The sequence below is a fragment of the Bdellovibrio svalbardensis genome, from assembly GCF_029531655.1.
GTDB classification, from domain to species: Bacteria; Bdellovibrionota; Bdellovibrionia; order Bdellovibrionales; family Bdellovibrionaceae; genus Bdellovibrio; species Bdellovibrio svalbardensis.
Map to the genome: position 1 here is coordinate 897621 of NZ_JANRMI010000001.1, position 16036 is coordinate 913656.

Consider the following 16036-nt stretch of genomic DNA (forward strand, 5'->3'; position numbering starts at 1 on the left):
TTCCCGTTGTAATTTCTAGAAGTTCATTGTGTATCCGATGAGACCTTGAACTCCCGACATGGTTGTTCTTAAATCGGTTCCACTGAGTTCGACCTCAGAGTTGCCCCCACATTGAGAAACACCGGGAATACTTCCGTTGGTACAGTTCCCGCCGTCAGAGATATTTCTTTCAATGGGAAGATAGCGAACATTTCCTTCGATAGTCAGACAGTGCGCATCGGTAAAGCAAAAGTCGACACCAATGCCACCCATCGCTCCAAAGGCACTTCCCTTGAATTTTAAACTATCGGAAGCAGCAGTAATTTCACCATTCAACGTGCCATACCCCACACCTGCTTGCATGTAAAAGTGGATGAATGAATTTTCAAGCGGGTACATACGCACAATTGGGAAAACTGTGAACCCATTCAATTTGTAATCAAAGCTTCCACCTGTACCAGAGCCGGTGGATGATTGCGTGAAATAAGAAGGGCGAAGAACAAATGCATAAGGGGAAGAAGCAAAACGATATATCCAGTTTGCATAAAACTCGTAAGCAGAACCTAAATTTTTTGTGTCGGCGCCAGCAGAGTAGTGAGCGGCATCAATCGCAGAGTTCAAATCATTCTGACCTGCCGTCACCACTGAAAATCCAATCCCAAGTGAGGAATCACCACCAATAGAGGAGCGACTCAGGCCTCCACCTGCGCGGGCAGCATTGGCGCTTTGAAGTGACAACATGGAAATAAGTAACATTGTGCCGGCAAAAAGAGCTGCCTTTCCTAGCATTTTCATAGGTTCTCCTGATAGTCCCAACCGGCGTCGCCGGGGGAGCGTTTGAATAAAAGCAGCTACAAGATTTATACAATTTGAAGAGGCTCTCAACTGTCAGACGACTTATTTTGGACGAAGGCCGAGACCCTCTTTCGCCTGGCCAGTAAAAATGCGACAAAAGACGGTCCCTGTGAGAACCTGTTGTCATGAAGCATCTGTTTGAAAAAATCCTCTCCTCGCGACAAATCTTTAAAGGCCGTTATTTAAAAATTGAACAAGACGAAGTCCAGGCACCTGATGGAAGAACTTATGTACGAGAGTACATAAAGCATCCGGGGGCGGCTTTGATGATCCCAATATTACCAAATGGCAAAGTCGTAATGGTTCATCAGTATCGGCATGCCTTGAAACAGGTTTTCTTGGAGTTTCCAGCCGGGAAGCGCGATAAAGGGGAAGACAGTCTGGTGACAGCTCGCAGAGAGTTGATGGAAGAGACTGGCTATGAAGCTAAAGACTGGAAGTTCCTGACGACGATACATCCAGTTATTGGCTATTCCGATGAGCATATTGATTTGTATCTGGCGAAGGATTTGACTCATGTTGAACAGAAGCTCGATCACGGAGAATTTTTGGAGGTCACGGAAGTGGATCCCAAAGATTTAATGCAATTAGTGCAAGAGGGAAAAGTCAGTGATGTGAAAACCCAAATCGCCGCCTTTTGGCTTGATAAGTTCCTTCGTGGAGAGTGGAATTGAGCGGGGAGGACCCTCTCATGCTGGTTCAGTCAAAAAACAGTTTCAAGACAAAAGAAAATATTAAAATTGGTTCCAAAGAGTACACGATCTTCAATCAACAGAAGATTTCTCATCCAAATCTCAAAAAGCTGCCGATTTCCTTGCGCGTGCTTCTTGAAAATCTACTCCGCCATGAAGATGGAGTTCACGTAACAAAAGAAGATATCGATTCTTTGCTTAGCTTGAGCAAAGAGTCTTTGTCTCGTGAAATCTCTTTCTTTCCCGCGCGCGTTTTGATGCAAGACTTTACCGGAGTTCCAGCCGTGGTCGACCTCGCGGCGATGCGAGATGCGATGAAATCCTTAGGCGGGGACCCCACGAAAATAAATCCTCTGGTGCCGGTCGATCTGGTCATAGATCACTCTGTGATGGTGGACTCTTTTGCCAAGCCCACATCCTTTGATGAAAACGTAAAAATGGAATTTGAAAGAAATCATGAACGCTATGTTTTCCTGAAATGGGGGCAGAGTGCGTTTCGTAATTTCAAGGTGGTTCCTCCGGGGACGGGTATTTGCCATCAGGTGAATTTGGAATATCTGGGCAAAACAGTCTGGCATGCCAAAGGCCATCACGGAGAATATGCATTTCCAGATACTTTAGTGGGGACTGACAGTCATACCACGATGATCAACGGCTTGTCCGTATTAGGCTGGGGGGTTGGTGGCATCGAAGCCGAAGCCGTGATGCTGGGGCAACCACTGAGCATGTTGATTCCCGAAGTAATTGGTTTCCGCCTAGAGGGAAAGCTGCATGAAGGTGCAACCGCCACGGACTTGGTTTTAACGGTCACGCAAATGCTTAGAAAAAAAGGCGTCGTCGGCAAGTTCGTGGAATTCTATGGTCCTGGATTGAAAGGTTTGTCATTGGCAGATCGCGCGACCATCGCCAATATGGCGCCCGAGTACGGAGCCACTTGCGGATTTTTTCCTGTCGATGAAGAGACCATGAAGTATTTGAAGCTTTCAGGTCGTGATGCCGAAACACTGGCGATTGTCGAAACCTATGCGAAGGCCACAGGAATGTGGCGTTCAGAGGATGAAGAGCACTTTGCATTCCAGGACACTTTGAAATTAAATCTTTCTGAAGTTGTACCATCTTTGGCTGGGCCGAAACGTCCGCAAGATCGAGTCCTGCTTGCAGATGCTAAACACGACTTCCAAAAACAACTTGTAGCGGGCTTTCAAGTCACTGAAGAAAATGCGTCGAAAGAAGCTTCCGCCCATACTGTCGAGGGGGAATCCTATAAAGTAGGGCACGGCGATGTGGTGATTGCAGCAATCACCAGTTGCACCAATACTTCCAATCCCTCTGTGATGATTGGGGCGGGATTAGTAGCCAAAAAAGCCGTGGAGCGTGGTTTAAAGGTGAAGCCTTGGGTAAAAACATCTCTGGCGCCGGGCTCGCAGGTTGTGACGGACTATCTTGAAAAATCGGGGGTGCAGAAGTATCTCGATTATTTAGGGTTCAATCTGGTGGGGTATGGTTGCACGACTTGTATTGGGAACTCCGGTCCTTTGCCTTTGCCTATTGCCAATGCGGTGGAAAAGGGAAATCTGGTTGTCGCTTCTGTATTGTCTGGAAATCGCAACTTCGAAGGCCGTATTAATCCAAGCGTCAAGGCCAACTACTTGGCTTCACCGATGTTGGTGGTGGCTCATGCCATTGCTGGAAGTATGTTGGTGGATATCAGTAAAGACTCTTTGGGTGAAGACGAAAATGGCCAAGCGGTTTATTTGAAAGACATCTGGCCCAGCAATCAAGAAATTCAAGAGGCCGTCAATCAGGCGGTGGAAGTACGCCAGTTCCAAACTCGTTATGGAAATGTCTTTGAAGGCACTGAGGATTGGAAAAAAATTAAGACGACGTCTTCGCAAACTTACACTTGGGATGAAAGCACCTATATCAAGAATCCTCCCTATTTCCATGGCATGGGCAAAACCCCGACGGCTCTTAAGGGAATCCATGGCGCGAGAGTGCTGGCCATTCTGGGTGATTCGATCACGACCGATCATATTTCTCCGGCGGGAAGTATCAAAAAAGATTCTCCGGCTGGAAAGTACTTAATGAGTAAAGGTGTGCAGCCTAACGATTTCAATTCTTACGGATCTCGCCGTGGTAATGACGAGGTGATGGTGCGTGGGACTTTTGCGAATATTCGAATTAAGAATGAAATGCTTTCGGGTATTGAAGGTGGAATGACCAAGTATGTGCCAACTGGTGAAACTATGGCGATTTACGATGCCGCGATGATGTATCATGATTCACGCACTCCGTTGGTGGTGGTCGCTGGAAAAGAATATGGCACGGGCTCATCTCGCGACTGGGCGGCGAAGGGGACAAATCTTTTGGGTGTGAAGGCGGTCATCGCAGAAAGCTTCGAACGAATTCACCGGTCGAATTTGATCGGCATGGGAGTTCTTCCGTTGCAGTTCATTGGCGGAATGGATCGCAAGTCCATAGGCTTAGATGGAAGCGAGACTTTTGATATTCAAGGTATTGAGACCATGAAGCCTCAGGAGGAGTTGACGGTGACAATCACCCGAAGCGACGGGGCCAAGGAAAATATCAAAGCGCGTTCGCGCATTGATACGATCGTGGAGCTGGACTACTACAAAAATGGCGGGATTCTTCCTTACGTACTAAGAAAATTGATGTAATAAAAAAGGAGCTCGAATGAGCTCCTTTTAATTTTCTCAGAGACAACTATCTAAATCCATCAACCATTAAAATGAAGGCGTACTCTGTCGCAGACTCTTTCAGTTGATCGAAGCGGCCAGAGGCACCACCGTGACCGGATTCCAAGTCGGTCTTTAATAGAATAACAGATTTTGATTTATTGTGTTCACGAAGTTTGGGTACCCATTTCGCTGGTTCCCAATATTGAACTTGAGAGTCGTGAAGTCCTGTCGTCACCAAGACATTGGGATACCTGGCATCGACAACGTTGTCGTAAGGCGAGTAGGTTCGAATGTAGTCATAGTAAATCTTTTCGTTGGGGTTGCCCCATTCATCGTATTCGCCCGTAGTCAGGGGAATAGTCTCATCAAGCATAGTCGTGATGACATCTACAAATGGAACTTGTGCGACGACACCATTGTAAAGCTCAGGACGTATGTTCATGACGGCCCCGATCAGAAGACCTCCGGCGCTGCCACCCATTGCATAAAGACGTTTTGGATCGGCAAACTTTTTCTTCACCAAGGCCTCAGTGCAGTCAATAAAGTCATAGAAGGTGTTTTTCTTATGAAGTGTACGCCCCTGATCATACCAATCACGACCCATTTCGGAGCCGCCTCGGATATGAGCTTTTGCATAGACAAACCCACGATCCACCAAGCTAAATACATCCGAGCTAAACCATGGATCCATATTGGCTCCGTAAGATCCATAGCCATAAATTAAAAGAGGCGCTTTGCCGTCAGCTTGGAAGTCTTTCCTCATGATCATTGAAACGGGAACAGAGGTGCCATCCCGCGCAGTGATAAAGATGCGTTCGGTTTTGTAAAGTTCCGGATTGAAATTGGGAACTTCATGAGTCTTCTTTAACTCCTGCTTGTGGGTGATCATGTTGATGTCATAGATCGACGGTGGCAGGCGCATGGATTCATATTCAAATCGCAACAGCTCGGAATCATATTCCCGATTGTCGCCGACACCGGCCAAGAAGCTTTGATCTGCAAAAGGAATATAGAAAGAGTTTTTACCTTCTCGATCTGTGATCTGAATCTGTGTTAGACCGTTTTTTCTTTCATCCAGAACCAAATGGTTTTTGAAAACCGCCACATCCTGCAAATAGGTGTCGGGGCGATGGGGAATGAGGTCTTTCCAATACCTTGATTCCGTGTGTTTTAGATCTGTGGTTATCAGTTTAAAGTTTTTCGCATTCTTATTTGTGACGATATAGAATCGATCCATCCCGTCGGTAACCGCGTATTCGTGACCTCGTTCCCGCTGCGAGATGACTTTGAACTTATCGAAGGGTTTATCTGCCGGCAGATATTGCACCTCTGTGGTCAGGGTGCTGTAAGAGCCAATATAGATGAATTTTTCTGAAAGAGATTTATAGACACTGACGGAGAATGTTTCATCCTTCTCAAAGTAGATGAGCTCTTTCTTATGAGTTTTCAGATTGTAGCGGTAGATTTTATCAGTTCTTAAAGTTTCGGGATGTTGTTCTGTAAAGAATACAGTTTCATTGTCATTTGCCCAAACCAGGTTGGAACTAACGCTCTTAATTTTGTCGGGCAGAAGCTGGCCCGTGCTCAAATCTTTAAATTGAATATCGAAAAAGCGTCTTCCGACGGTATCTTGTGCAAAGGCCATGATGTTTTGGTTGGGACTCATCATTGGGCCGGTAGTCTGATAGAACTTGTGAGCCTTCGCCAGCTCTGGGACATTGAGAAGAATTTCTTCTTTGCTTTCGAGTGAGGATTTTTTCCGGGCGTATAATGGATATTGCTGACCTTTTTCGTAGCGACCGTAGTAATAGTAGCCAGCATATCGGACGGGCACAGAGGACTCATCTTCTTTGACTCTGGATTTGAGCTCCTGAAAGATTCTCTCTTGCAGATCTTTGACCGGTGCCATCACGCGTGTGGTGTAGTCATTTTCCTTTTTTAGGTAGTCGACGACTTTGGCATTTTCGCGTTCACGCAGCCAGAAATAGTCATCTTGGCGAACATCCCCGTGTTTTTGCATCCGATGGGGGCTTTTTTCAGGATGAGGATAATCTTGAGGAAAGTTGTGCATGCACGAGGCTTGAAGAAGGCAAATGGAAAGTATGAAGAAATTTTTCATTCCTCTAGGTTAAGTTCTTCATCAGACCGAAACAAGTTGCTGTGCGTATCTAAGAGCAACCTAAGGCATGTTTTTCAGAATTGAAAGAGTTAAACGAAAGGAAGAGGCCCCCGCGCTGGCACTCTTGAAAGCATCGAGGCAGGACTTCTGCATAAATGCTTCCATATTTTGCCGACGGTTGTTTTGAAAGAAATAGTAGTGATCATCTTTCACTAAGTTAGCAGCCAGGGGGGATTGTCTAATGTCGGCGACGGACATAAAAGCCCAATCCTTGCAGCCAGATTCTGGGTCTTTGGCACGTCTAAGATAAGAGCTGACCAAGGGGTTGCGCTTATCCTGGCCAATATTGTTGACAAGGTCATTGCTGAATTTGACACGGACCATTTGATTGAAAGCGCGGCCCCCACCCTCTGTAATACCGATTTGATTCAGTTGTTTTTCACTCAAAAGAGAGGTGTCTAGCGACACTCCCTGAGCTTTTGCGGCCTTGGAAAGTTGAATTTCCTTGAGGGCGCGGGTGGTGCAGGTCTCTGTTTCAGAAATTTCATGAGCCAGAGCTTTCATCATGGAGTCCAGACAACGTGTCTGAGCATCTTCCACAATTTGATCATCTGCGAAAGATGTCATGGGGTGGGTCTTCACGTAAGCCAGGGCATTCGCATACGAGGCATCGTTGGCTTGTTTGATTTGTTCTGTTTTTGTTAGAGATGAGGTGCAAGATTTCGCATCCAGATACTCTTTGCCGTCGAAAACATGCTCTTTGATATAAGCATATTTATCGGGATGCTTTTGCTTCATGTTGGCACCGTCAAATCGATAGGCAACAACAGTCTCGGCAAAATCCTCAGAGGGATTTGTTTGCGCATACTCAGACACTGAATGAGACTTGTCGGTTTGTTCGTATTCGACAAAACGACTCCCATTCTTTTGACTGACTTTTTCTGTCCAACCAGCAAGTTTGTACCATTCAGCAGACGAATCCAGATTCTTCTGTTGAGCGATGACATGACCCAGTTCATGCAAAAATGTCTGCTGCCGTTCTGGCTGAGTCATCTTGTTCCAACTGTCGAAAACTTCCATCACCGAATTTGCAATGACCGCATCCGGATCTGAATGATAGCTCATACCGCGAGTGAAGTGGCTGAGTTTTCGATTGTATTGAATTGGATAAAGAGAATCCGGATAGTCGCCGAGGGCTGTAAGAACATCATCAAGTTCATTGGCTTTCCAGCTAGAGGCATTTTTCGTGCGTAAAGCCGATCCATTGAAGCCGTGGCGCTTTAGCATGTACAAAAGCTGCAAACCTTCTTTGTCGCCAAATATCTCTTTGGCAGCGCAAAGAACTTTATCGCACTTGGAGTTAAACGCCAATGGAGGCTTGTCCTTCATGCTGTAGTCATAGGTATTCAGATCTCGAAAGAGCTGAATCATCGCCGGATCTTCATCTTTAAAGCTAATGCCATTTACTGTCGTCGAAATCTTTTTGCTATCCCCATTGTCGAGATAGTCCAACATAGTGTCTTCACTCGGAGGCTGGTGCGACTTACAAGGCGCATTCCAAACTTGGTCAGGAGAGGCGGCCCACCAAGCAAGTTCGAGATGCTCATGCACGGCTCGCAGAGCGTGAATGTTGGACTTCCGCAGAGCACAGGTTTGATCAGCCTGCGCGAAAAAGCCCAAGAATAAGGAAGCGACGATGAAAATCAACTTCAAGGAGCGGCCTCGCCTTCCTTCCAAACCGTGACAGATTTCAAAGTCATGTCACGGTTGTCAGTGAAGATGAAGGAAGTCCCCAGATTTCTTTTCTCGATTTGAATTTCACGGCCTTTTTCGTTGGAAACCTTCGCACTCATGGTCTTGGCCACCTTCATGAGATCCTCTGTCGTGATCCATTGGCCCAGATGTTTGAAAGTGACTTGTGGAGAAGACGGGGAGTAAACGATGTACAAGAGCTTCTTGTTCTTGAAAGCAACTGTCGTGTCGAAGTCTTTTCCTGTCAGATTGTAGTACAGGATCTCGACGGATTTGTTCGAGGACTTTTGTTTTGGTTTGCCTAAAGATTTGAGGATTTCGTCTTGGGTGGTTTTACCGAAAAGAACTTTTTGCAAACTCGCCGGGAGGATGAGCTCCTTCAAGGCAGCCGCACTGGAATTTTTTGTAGGCGCAGCTACGCCGTGGCAGATAGAGAATGAAAATAGAAGTGCGAGCAAGAGTGAAAATCTCATTGGGGTCTTATCGGAAAGACCCCGCCGGAGATGTACTAGACCTTTGTCCTAAAGGAGCCCTACATGCGGGCTTCCGTGCCTGGAGATGGACGAGAGCGTTTTGATTTCTCTGACTCCATGGCCGCCAAATAGGCCTCTTTGAAGGTTGTGCGTGCAAACTCTTCGATCGAGGTTTTCGTGGTGTTGATTTTATCTCGGGTCGTCGTGGCGTTGAGAGTGCCATTGCTGGTTGCCCGTGACAGCTCATTCATGGCCTCGGCGACGTTGCGAGAGAGGCCCGCACCGATCATATAGTTGAGCATTTCTTTATCGGGCACCTCGATATACTCGATATCTGGCTTTTCAACGGCCATCCCCAAAGCGCGTATCGCCTCATTGAAGGTCAAAGTTCTTTGCCCCAAAACATACTCGACATTGCGTCCCGTGAAGGTGGGATTCATAAGTAAGAAGGCTGCTCGTGCCGCAATATCTGCGGTAGCTACCATATCAATTGGAGCTTCTCCGGGGACTGTGCCGAAGTAACGGTTCATAGAGATGATGGAAGGAATCCCGCTCATCAAATTTTCCATAAAGAAGGCGGGGCGCAAGTGGATGATATCGGCATGAGTGATTTCGTTCAGGCGTTCCTCCTGGTCATGCAAACCCAGGACCGGGCCGGTGCCTTTGTTCAGATCGGCGCCAATACTGCTAAGATTGACTACTTTTTTGATGCCACTTTCTTCGATGCCTTCAGCAATGACTTCGCCAATTTTATTTTGTGTGAAGCGAAGCTCTTCCGTGGTCAGGTTGGGAGGAATGAGTGTGAAAGCAGCAGTGCAATGCCTCATTGAATCGGTGACTGTCGCAACATCATTGGCGTCGCCTTCAATCAGTTCCGCACCTTCAAAGGCATCCTTGTCCGGAAAGTGACGGGCAAGACAGCGAACCTGTTGGCCGTTTTCAAGCAAGTGATTCACGATTTTAGAGCCAATATGGCCAGTTGCTCCCATCACGAAGATCATAAAAAAGCCTCCCAGTTTAAATAGCCTTGTACAATCAATGTTAAGGCTAGAACGAGGAGGCTTCGTACTTACAATTGTTTAAGAAAAAGCGACTACTTCGCTTCCACCAACAGTTGTTCAGCATGGGCGAGAGATGTTTTTGAGATCTTCTCACCACTGATAAGACGGGCAATTTCTTGAACACGGTCTTTTTGTTTGAGTTCTGACACAAGCATCGCCACAGAGTCCTTCTGCGGTGATTTTTGGATGAAGAAGTGAGCGTCACCGAAGGCTGCGACTTGCGGCAGATGCGTGACACAGATCACTTGTTGTCCTTTGCCAATAGTCTTGAGCTTTCTTCCCACTTTTTCAGCGGTCTCACCAGAAACACCCGTATCAACTTCGTCGAAAAGATAAGTGCGCGGTTGATTGCTAGAGCCCACGACACGCTTCAAAGAAAGAAGGATACGGCTCAGCTCGCCCCCAGAGGCAAACTTTGCCAAAGGACGTTTCACGTCTTTCGCAGAGGTTTGACTCAAGAACTCAACATCACTCATGCCTGTTGAGGTTAGCTCAGTGGTCTTTTCGATATTCACATGGAAGGTGACACCTTTCATGTTCAAATCCAAAAGCTCGGCGCCGACACTGTCAGCCAGAAGATCTGCGCCCTTCATGCGGCGTTTGTGAAGATCTGTGCCCAAGGTTTCGAGTTCCTTCAATAAAACCGCAGCCTCTTTTTTCAAAGATTCCACTTTGACGTCGGAATTTTGCAGGTTGGAAATTTCAATTTCCATTTCCATCAAGGCTTTAAGGATGTCATTGACGTTGGTGCCATATTTCTTCTGCAACTTACGCAATTCACTCAAACGACCTTCCACCTCTTCAAGGCGTTGCGGGTCGGCATCAATTTTCGAAGCATATTGGCGAAGCTCATAAACGCTTTCGTCGATCAAAGCTTTGGCTTGTTCCAGGTTTTCCAGTTTCGCCGCAATTTGCGGATCGAGGCTGGCTAGTTCCGCGCCTCTTTTTAGAACCACGTTCAAACGGCTGATCGCAGAATCATCATCGGTGTACAAAGCCGCTTCGGCGGAATCCGCGAAGGCCCCAATGCGCGAAGAGTTTTTCAACTTCTTCACTTCGATTTCCAGTTCTTGGTCCTCGCCAGGGGACAGATCCAAGTTTGCGATCTCATCGCGTTGATAGATGAGGAAATCCAAACGCTGAGCTTTTTGTTTGGCGTCGCTTTCAAGCTTTTTGATCTCTTCAAAGATCGCATGGTAGCGATTGTATTTTTCAGTGAACAACAGGCGCTTGTCCCAAGTTCCTGCATATTGATCCAAAAGATCCATATGGTAAGCTTTGGACATCAAATTGCGATTCTCATGCTGTCCCGTCATTTCGATGAGGGGAGCCGAGTGACCTGCAAGTTCGACCAATGGAGCCACGACATCGCGCAAGCTGCCCAAAGTGCTTAAGCTGCCATTGAGATAGATTTTTGATTTGTCACCAGCACTTAGAACACGGCGGACAATCAGGATGTCTTCGTCAGCCTCAATACCCATGTCTTTCAAGGCCGTCATAACGTCAGGACGCTTACTCAAATCAAAAGAGCCCTCAATGGTCGCTTGAGTCGCACCGGTGCGAATAGTGTCGCTCGAACCTTTGCCGCCCATAAGAAGTGACAAGCTTTTCAAGAGAACAGATTTACCTGCGCCTGTTTCACCAGAAAGGATGTTCAAGCCATCTTTAAAAGTGATATGCAGGTTTTCGATGATAGCAAAATTTGAAACTTTAAGTTCGAGCAACATGCTTAACTCCGATCGCCGAATTTCAATTTTTCACGTAAAAGGGTAAAGTAGTTATGATCTGCCTGGCGTACCATCCAGTGGTCATAGCAAGAACGAGTGAGCACAACTTCGTCATCCGCCGACAACTCCGTTACTTTCATACCGTCGACAATAAAATGAGCCTTCATAGTTCGGCCATCCAATTTGAATGACAGAGTGCTATTGTCAGGAACAATCAACGGACGAGAGGTCAAACTGTGCGGAGCCACCGGGGTGACCACAAACACAGGGGATTCAGGATGAAGAATCGGACCACCGGCAGCCAGATTGTAGGCCGTGGAGCCTGAAGGGCTGGACACGATAAAGCCGTCGGCCTTCACTTCGCTCACTAAAAATTTATCAGAATAAATCGATGTGTTGATCAATTGAGACATCGAGCCTCTTTCGATCACGATATCATTCAAAGCATGGTATTCGCCGCGCGTTTTACCTTTGCGCAAAACCTTCGCGAAAATCATAGAACGGGGACGAAGCTCCATTTTTCCAGCAAGAGCTTCTTCAATGATATCAAAAGTGCTATCCGCACTGTGAGCCGTGAGGAATCCCAAAGAACCCATGTTGAAACCAATGATCGGAACGCTGCGACCTTCAAGAATACGAACGGCACGCAGGTAAGTTCCATCGCCACCAAGAACGATGACAAGTTTCAAGCTGTCGAGTTGTTTCTTCGTTTTTGCCGCCTTGGTTCCCGGGACCAGTTTTTGATCGGGACCAGTGAAGACCTCGTGGCCTTTGGCTTTTAAAAACTCTGCGACTTTTTTAGCCAGGCTGACGGCTTTGGCTGTCTCGATACGGTAGACCAAAGCAATCGCACTTTTTTCCGGAAGTTGTAAGCGATTTGTAGCTGCGGTTTTCTTTTCAGTAGCCGCAGTCATTTTTTTCGCTGTCGTCGTTGCCACCTTCATCATTAAATCAATCCATCTCTTCTAAGCAATGCTTTTGGATCTGGTTCACGGCCACGGAACTTTTTGTAAAGTTCCATTGGGTGCTCCGTTCCACCGCGGCTCAAGATGTTTTCTTTAAACTTCTGAGCGACCTCTGGATCGAACAAGCCTTTTTCTTTGAAATACTCAAAGGCATCAGCGTCCAAAACTTCCGCCCATTTGTAAGAGTAATATCCTGCTGAATAGCCTCCAGCAAAAATGTGGCTGAAGCTAACTGAAGAATTTGCGCCATCCACTTTAGCGAATAGACGGGTGTCGGCCGTCGCTTGCTCTTCAAAAGCGTCGACGTCTTTGATCAATGAAGGATCCGCCGTGTGCCATGCCATATCCATCAAACCAAATTGGATCTGACGGCAAGACATATAGCCCGCTTGGAACTTTTGCGAAGCTTTCAATTTGTGAATCAACTCAGCCGGCATCGGTTCATTGGTTTCGTAATGACGAGCGAACAAATCCAAGCCTTCTTTTTCGCCAACCCAGTTTTCCATAATCTGAGAAGGAAGCTCAACGAAGTCCCAGTAAACGTTAGGTCCGCTCAATGATTGATAAGTGCAATCAGAAAGCATTCCGTGCAAAGCGTGACCGAACTCATGGAACAATGTGCGCACTTCATCGTAAGTCAAAAGGGAAGGCTTGGTTGGAGTCGGCTTCGTGAAGTTACAAACAATGCTGACATGAGGGCGCTTCAAAACACCTTCGCTCAAACCTTGATTGCGGAACTGAGTCATCCACGCGCCACCTTTTTTCGTTTCGCGAGGGAAGAAGTCTGTATAGAACAAGCCCATGTACTTACCGGACTTTTCTTCGAAGACCTCGTAAGCCTTCACTTCCGGGTGATAGACCGGGATGTCTTTGTTTTCTTTGAAAGTCAGGCCATAAAGTTTTTTCGCGTGGGTGAAAACACCTTCAACCACATTTTCAAGTTTGAAGTAAGGACGAAGATCTTCTTCATTGAAAGCGTATTTGTCTTCCTTCAATTTTTCAGAGTAATAGCCAAAGTCCCAAGGTTTCAAATCCGTCAAGCCATCAAGTTGCTGTGCGAAGCTTTGTACTTCTGCCACATCACGTTTTCCCGCCTCGCGAGAAGCCGTCAAAAGCTTTTGCAAGAAATCGAAAACCGTTAAAGGATTTTGCGCCATACGTTCAGCAAGAACGAAGTCCGCATGAGTTTTGAAACCCAAAAGTTTCGCGCGCTCTGCACGCAAAGTGACAATCTTCTTCACCAACTCTTGGTTGTCGAATTCGCCTTTGAAAGCACGTGAAGAATAGGCTCTCCACATTTTCTCACGAAGGGGGCGAGACTTCGCATAAGTCATGAAAGGAAGATAAGAAGGGATTTGCAAATTGAAAAGCCATTGGCCCTTTTTACCTTTGGCTTCAGCCATCGCCGCTGCCGCTTCAAGAGCGCCCTCAGGCAGACCTTCAAGATCCTCTTTTTTATCCAAATACATTTCAAAGGCATTGGTCGCTTTCAAAACGTTCTCAGAATACTTCGGTCCCAAGACGGAAAGATCCAGGTCAATCTGACGAAGCTTGTCTTTGTCCGTAGCAGAAAGCAAAGCACCGTTACGAGCAAAAGAAAGATAAGATTTTTCCAACAAACGATTTTGTTCGCCGTTCAATTTAAACGAAGCGCGATTGTCGTAAACAGATTTTACACGGGCGAAGATTTCTGGATCCAACGAGATGTCAGAAGAAAGTGCCGTCAACTTTGGATAGATATCTTTGGCCAAAGCCTGCAAAGCTTCATCGGCATTCGCCACTTCAAGATTGCCGTAAGTGAGAGCGATTTTTTCCGCCAACTCAGAGGCAGATTCAAGTGCGACAATAGTATTTTCAAAATCTGGAGCCGCGGTATTGGCTTTGATTTTTGCGACGTTCTCTTTAGCGATTTTGATCGCTTCTTCCAGGGCCGGAAGGTAGTGCTCAACTTTGATTTGATCGAAAGGAACTGCTTCGTCTTTACCAGTAAATTTTGTCAAAAAGGGATTGTTAGAGGACATAGAGAGACTCCACTTTGTTAGAGGGAAAACACCAAGTTTTTATCTCTCGAATCGACCCGAAAATAAAGGCCTGATTCACTTCGGCGGCGATGAAGTGTCGTTGCTGTTGATCGCCTCTGTATGTTGTCTCTGTGCGTTGTTTGAGGAATATCCTCGAAGTGTCATAATTTGAATCTGAGGGCTGATAAAATGGAAAGGGCCTTCGAGGTTTTGATACCTCGAAGGCCCATGATTAATGCACCGTATTGGACCGGTAAAAACCGGTGAGAAGAGGTGCGCTTCTCGATTTTCTAGTAGTAATACCCGTAGCCGCCACCGTATCCATAACTTGGATAGCTTGGAATCTGGTTGGGATTAACACAGACTCCCAAGTTCGACCCGCTAATCACTTGGCGGCAAGTCGCCCCTGTGCTGCAAGAATTGGCCTGGTCGAGGAGACAGCTTTGAGTCAAATTTCTGTTACATGTTCCCTGATTTGGTGAACCAGGAATATTGGAAACCTGTGGCTGATTATTCACCGATCCGCCACCGCCCCAGCCTGTGAAGCTAGAACCGAAAATCATGAACACTGTGTAGTTGTAAACGGGTTGGAGATATTGATTGCTGATGCAACCAAGTCCCATGGAACCGTTGTACGCAGGAGAATATCCTTGAGGACATCCACAGAATCCATATTGATTAAAGTAATTTGAATAGTTGTATTGAGTCGATCCATAAGGGAGGGAATAAGTCGTCCAACCATTATAGTTTGCATACGCGCCCGTATTACAAACGGTGCTTCCGTTGATGCAACCCATGTCTGTCGGAGTCACCGCAATCGTATTGCTACCGCCACCGCCGCCTTTATCAGCGCAGGCTGCGACAAAGAGTGCAAAAATGATGAATACAAGCCGTTTCATGGGGCTCCTCCAAAGAGTAATAAGAGAACGAAATCGTCTACAGGATTTTAATGTTCCAAGTTTCGTGCCCTTCCAAAAGTTTCTCAAAAGGGGATAAATTCGATCTCAGAGGTATTTTCTTTAAAAGGAGTGACCAAAAGGGGCACCTTGCGCCGCAGAAGGCCCTCTTTAACACGATGAGTGAAGCAAAAGGTGCCTGGCACCTTTTGCTGGGGGGGCTGTTTTTTCTGGAGGGATGGCAGAAGGCATGGCAATCTTAAGGGGGTCAATCGAAAGGAATCGATTATGAAACTCATCACATGTTTTGCAACTTTGCTTTTTGCTCTTCCGACTTTTGCGGCTGTCGCTACAAAATCAGCAGCTCCTGCGGTCCCAAAAATTCTCTCTGGAGAGGGTGCGACCTATGGTGGCCTGGCGGGTTCTGGTTTCACTTTGTTGGATGTGCGTCGTACGGCAGATAAAAAAATTGAACGTTTGGTCTTTGATGTCGGTGATAAAGCCGGAGCGGTGATGCGCGGCTGGCCTGGTTACTACCATGCTGAATTGAAAAACAATCCGCAACGTTTGGTTATCGACTTCGCGCAAATGCCAAACTCTAATTTGGATCAGGCCGCCTTGAACGCGAAATTGAAAAACTCTATCGCGGTGACTCGCACTGTGATGAGTCTTGAGCCTGTTGATAACTCTTTGAACCTCACGATGGATTTAAAAAAGAACACGAAAGTTCGCGTTTACCAAGTAATGGGTAAAGCGACGACAAGCAAAGTGGTTGTCGATCTTATCACGGAGTAATA

General features: G+C 46.6%; 12 protein-coding genes. 3 read left to right on the plus strand and 9 right to left on the minus strand.

All coding sequences use genetic code 11. The features are described from left to right. Positions 1–15 precede the first annotated feature (15 nt). Positions 16–774 carry a hypothetical protein gene (locus NWE73_RS04260; RefSeq protein ID WP_277577041.1) on the minus strand — a complete coding sequence of 253 codons (759 nt, stop codon included), beginning with the start codon at positions 772–774 and terminating at the stop codon, positions 16–18. Positions 775–959: 185 nt separating this feature from the next. Here NWE73_RS04260 and NWE73_RS04265 point away from each other — a divergent pair, with 185 nt between their 5' ends. After that, positions 960–1508 (plus strand): NUDIX domain-containing protein, encoded by a 549-nt coding sequence (locus NWE73_RS04265; RefSeq protein ID WP_277577042.1) that lies wholly within the window; start codon positions 960–962, stop codon positions 1506–1508. A 17-nt stretch (positions 1509–1525) separates the two neighbouring features. Beyond that, entirely contained in the window at positions 1526–4204 is a 2679-nt protein-coding gene (gene acnA / locus NWE73_RS04270) for an aconitate hydratase AcnA (protein WP_277577043.1), read from the plus strand. Positions 4205–4250: 46 nt separating this feature from the next. On the opposite strand, the gene NWE73_RS04275 is transcribed toward acnA, so the two are convergent. The 8 genes from NWE73_RS04275 to NWE73_RS04310 all read right to left on the minus strand — a co-directional run bounded on the left by NWE73_RS04275 (position 4251) and on the right by NWE73_RS04310 (position 15242). Next, positions 4251–6296, minus strand: a complete 2046-nt coding sequence (locus NWE73_RS04275; protein ID WP_277577044.1) for a S9 family peptidase — start codon at positions 6294–6296, stop codon at positions 4251–4253. Between the two features lie 108 nt (positions 6297–6404). Then, complete coding sequence (locus tag NWE73_RS04280; protein ID WP_277577045.1) at positions 6405–8057, minus strand: hypothetical protein; 1653 nt, start codon at positions 8055–8057, stop codon at positions 6405–6407. Beyond that, positions 8054–8569, minus strand: coding sequence for a hypothetical protein (locus NWE73_RS04285; protein WP_277577046.1), 516 nt, complete (start codon positions 8567–8569; stop codon positions 8054–8056). Before NWE73_RS04285 ends, NWE73_RS04280 begins: the two co-directional genes overlap by 4 nt. A 59-nt stretch (positions 8570–8628) precedes the next feature. Continuing rightward, a complete protein-coding gene (locus NWE73_RS04290; protein WP_277577047.1) occupies positions 8629–9570 on the minus strand; it encodes an NmrA family NAD(P)-binding protein in 942 nt (313 codons plus the stop codon). A gap of 92 nt (positions 9571–9662) precedes the next feature. Next, entirely contained in the window at positions 9663–11357 is a 1695-nt protein-coding gene (gene recN / locus NWE73_RS04295; RefSeq protein WP_277577048.1) for a DNA repair protein RecN, read from the minus strand. 2 nt (positions 11358–11359) lie between these two features. Beyond that, positions 11360–12304, minus strand: coding sequence for an NAD(+)/NADH kinase (locus NWE73_RS04300; protein ID WP_277577049.1), 945 nt, complete (start codon positions 12302–12304; stop codon positions 11360–11362). Continuing rightward, positions 12304–14343, minus strand: coding sequence for a M3 family metallopeptidase (locus NWE73_RS04305; RefSeq protein WP_277577050.1), 2040 nt, complete (start codon positions 14341–14343; stop codon positions 12304–12306). Before NWE73_RS04305 ends, NWE73_RS04300 begins: the two co-directional genes overlap by 1 nt. 290 nt (positions 14344–14633) lie before the next feature. After that, positions 14634–15242 carry a hypothetical protein gene (locus tag NWE73_RS04310; RefSeq protein ID WP_277577051.1) on the minus strand — a complete coding sequence of 203 codons (609 nt, stop codon included), beginning with the start codon at positions 15240–15242 and terminating at the stop codon, positions 14634–14636. A 285-nt stretch (positions 15243–15527) separates the two neighbouring features. Between NWE73_RS04310 and NWE73_RS04315 the strand changes: the two genes are divergently transcribed. Beyond that, positions 15528–16034, plus strand: a complete 507-nt coding sequence (locus tag NWE73_RS04315; protein ID WP_277577052.1) for a hypothetical protein — start codon at positions 15528–15530, stop codon at positions 16032–16034. The last annotated feature ends 2 nt before the right edge of the window (positions 16035–16036 follow it).

Coding starts and splice junctions, on each gene's coding strand:
- NWE73_RS04300 (WP_277577049.1), bottom strand. CDS start 12,304: ATGATGAAGGTGGCAACGACGACAGCGAAAAAAATGACTGCGGCTACT.
- NWE73_RS04290 (WP_277577047.1), bottom strand. CDS start 9,570: ATGATCTTCGTGATGGGAGCAACTGGCCATATTGGCTCTAAAATCGTG.
- NWE73_RS04315 (WP_277577052.1), top strand. CDS start 15,528: ATGAAACTCATCACATGTTTTGCAACTTTGCTTTTTGCTCTTCCGACT.
- NWE73_RS04265 (WP_277577042.1), top strand. CDS start 960: ATGAAGCATCTGTTTGAAAAAATCCTCTCCTCGCGACAAATCTTTAAA.
- NWE73_RS04285 (WP_277577046.1), bottom strand. CDS start 8,569: ATGAGATTTTCACTCTTGCTCGCACTTCTATTTTCATTCTCTATCTGC.
- acnA (WP_277577043.1), top strand. CDS start 1,526: ATGCTGGTTCAGTCAAAAAACAGTTTCAAGACAAAAGAAAATATTAAA.
- NWE73_RS04305 (WP_277577050.1), bottom strand. CDS start 14,343: ATGTCCTCTAACAATCCCTTTTTGACAAAATTTACTGGTAAAGACGAA.
- NWE73_RS04310 (WP_277577051.1), bottom strand. CDS start 15,242: ATGAAACGGCTTGTATTCATCATTTTTGCACTCTTTGTCGCAGCCTGC.
- recN (WP_277577048.1), bottom strand. CDS start 11,357: ATGTTGCTCGAACTTAAAGTTTCAAATTTTGCTATCATCGAAAACCTG.
- NWE73_RS04260 (WP_277577041.1), bottom strand. CDS start 774: ATGAAAATGCTAGGAAAGGCAGCTCTTTTTGCCGGCACAATGTTACTT.
- NWE73_RS04275 (WP_277577044.1), bottom strand. CDS start 6,296: ATGCACAACTTTCCTCAAGATTATCCTCATCCTGAAAAAAGCCCCCAT.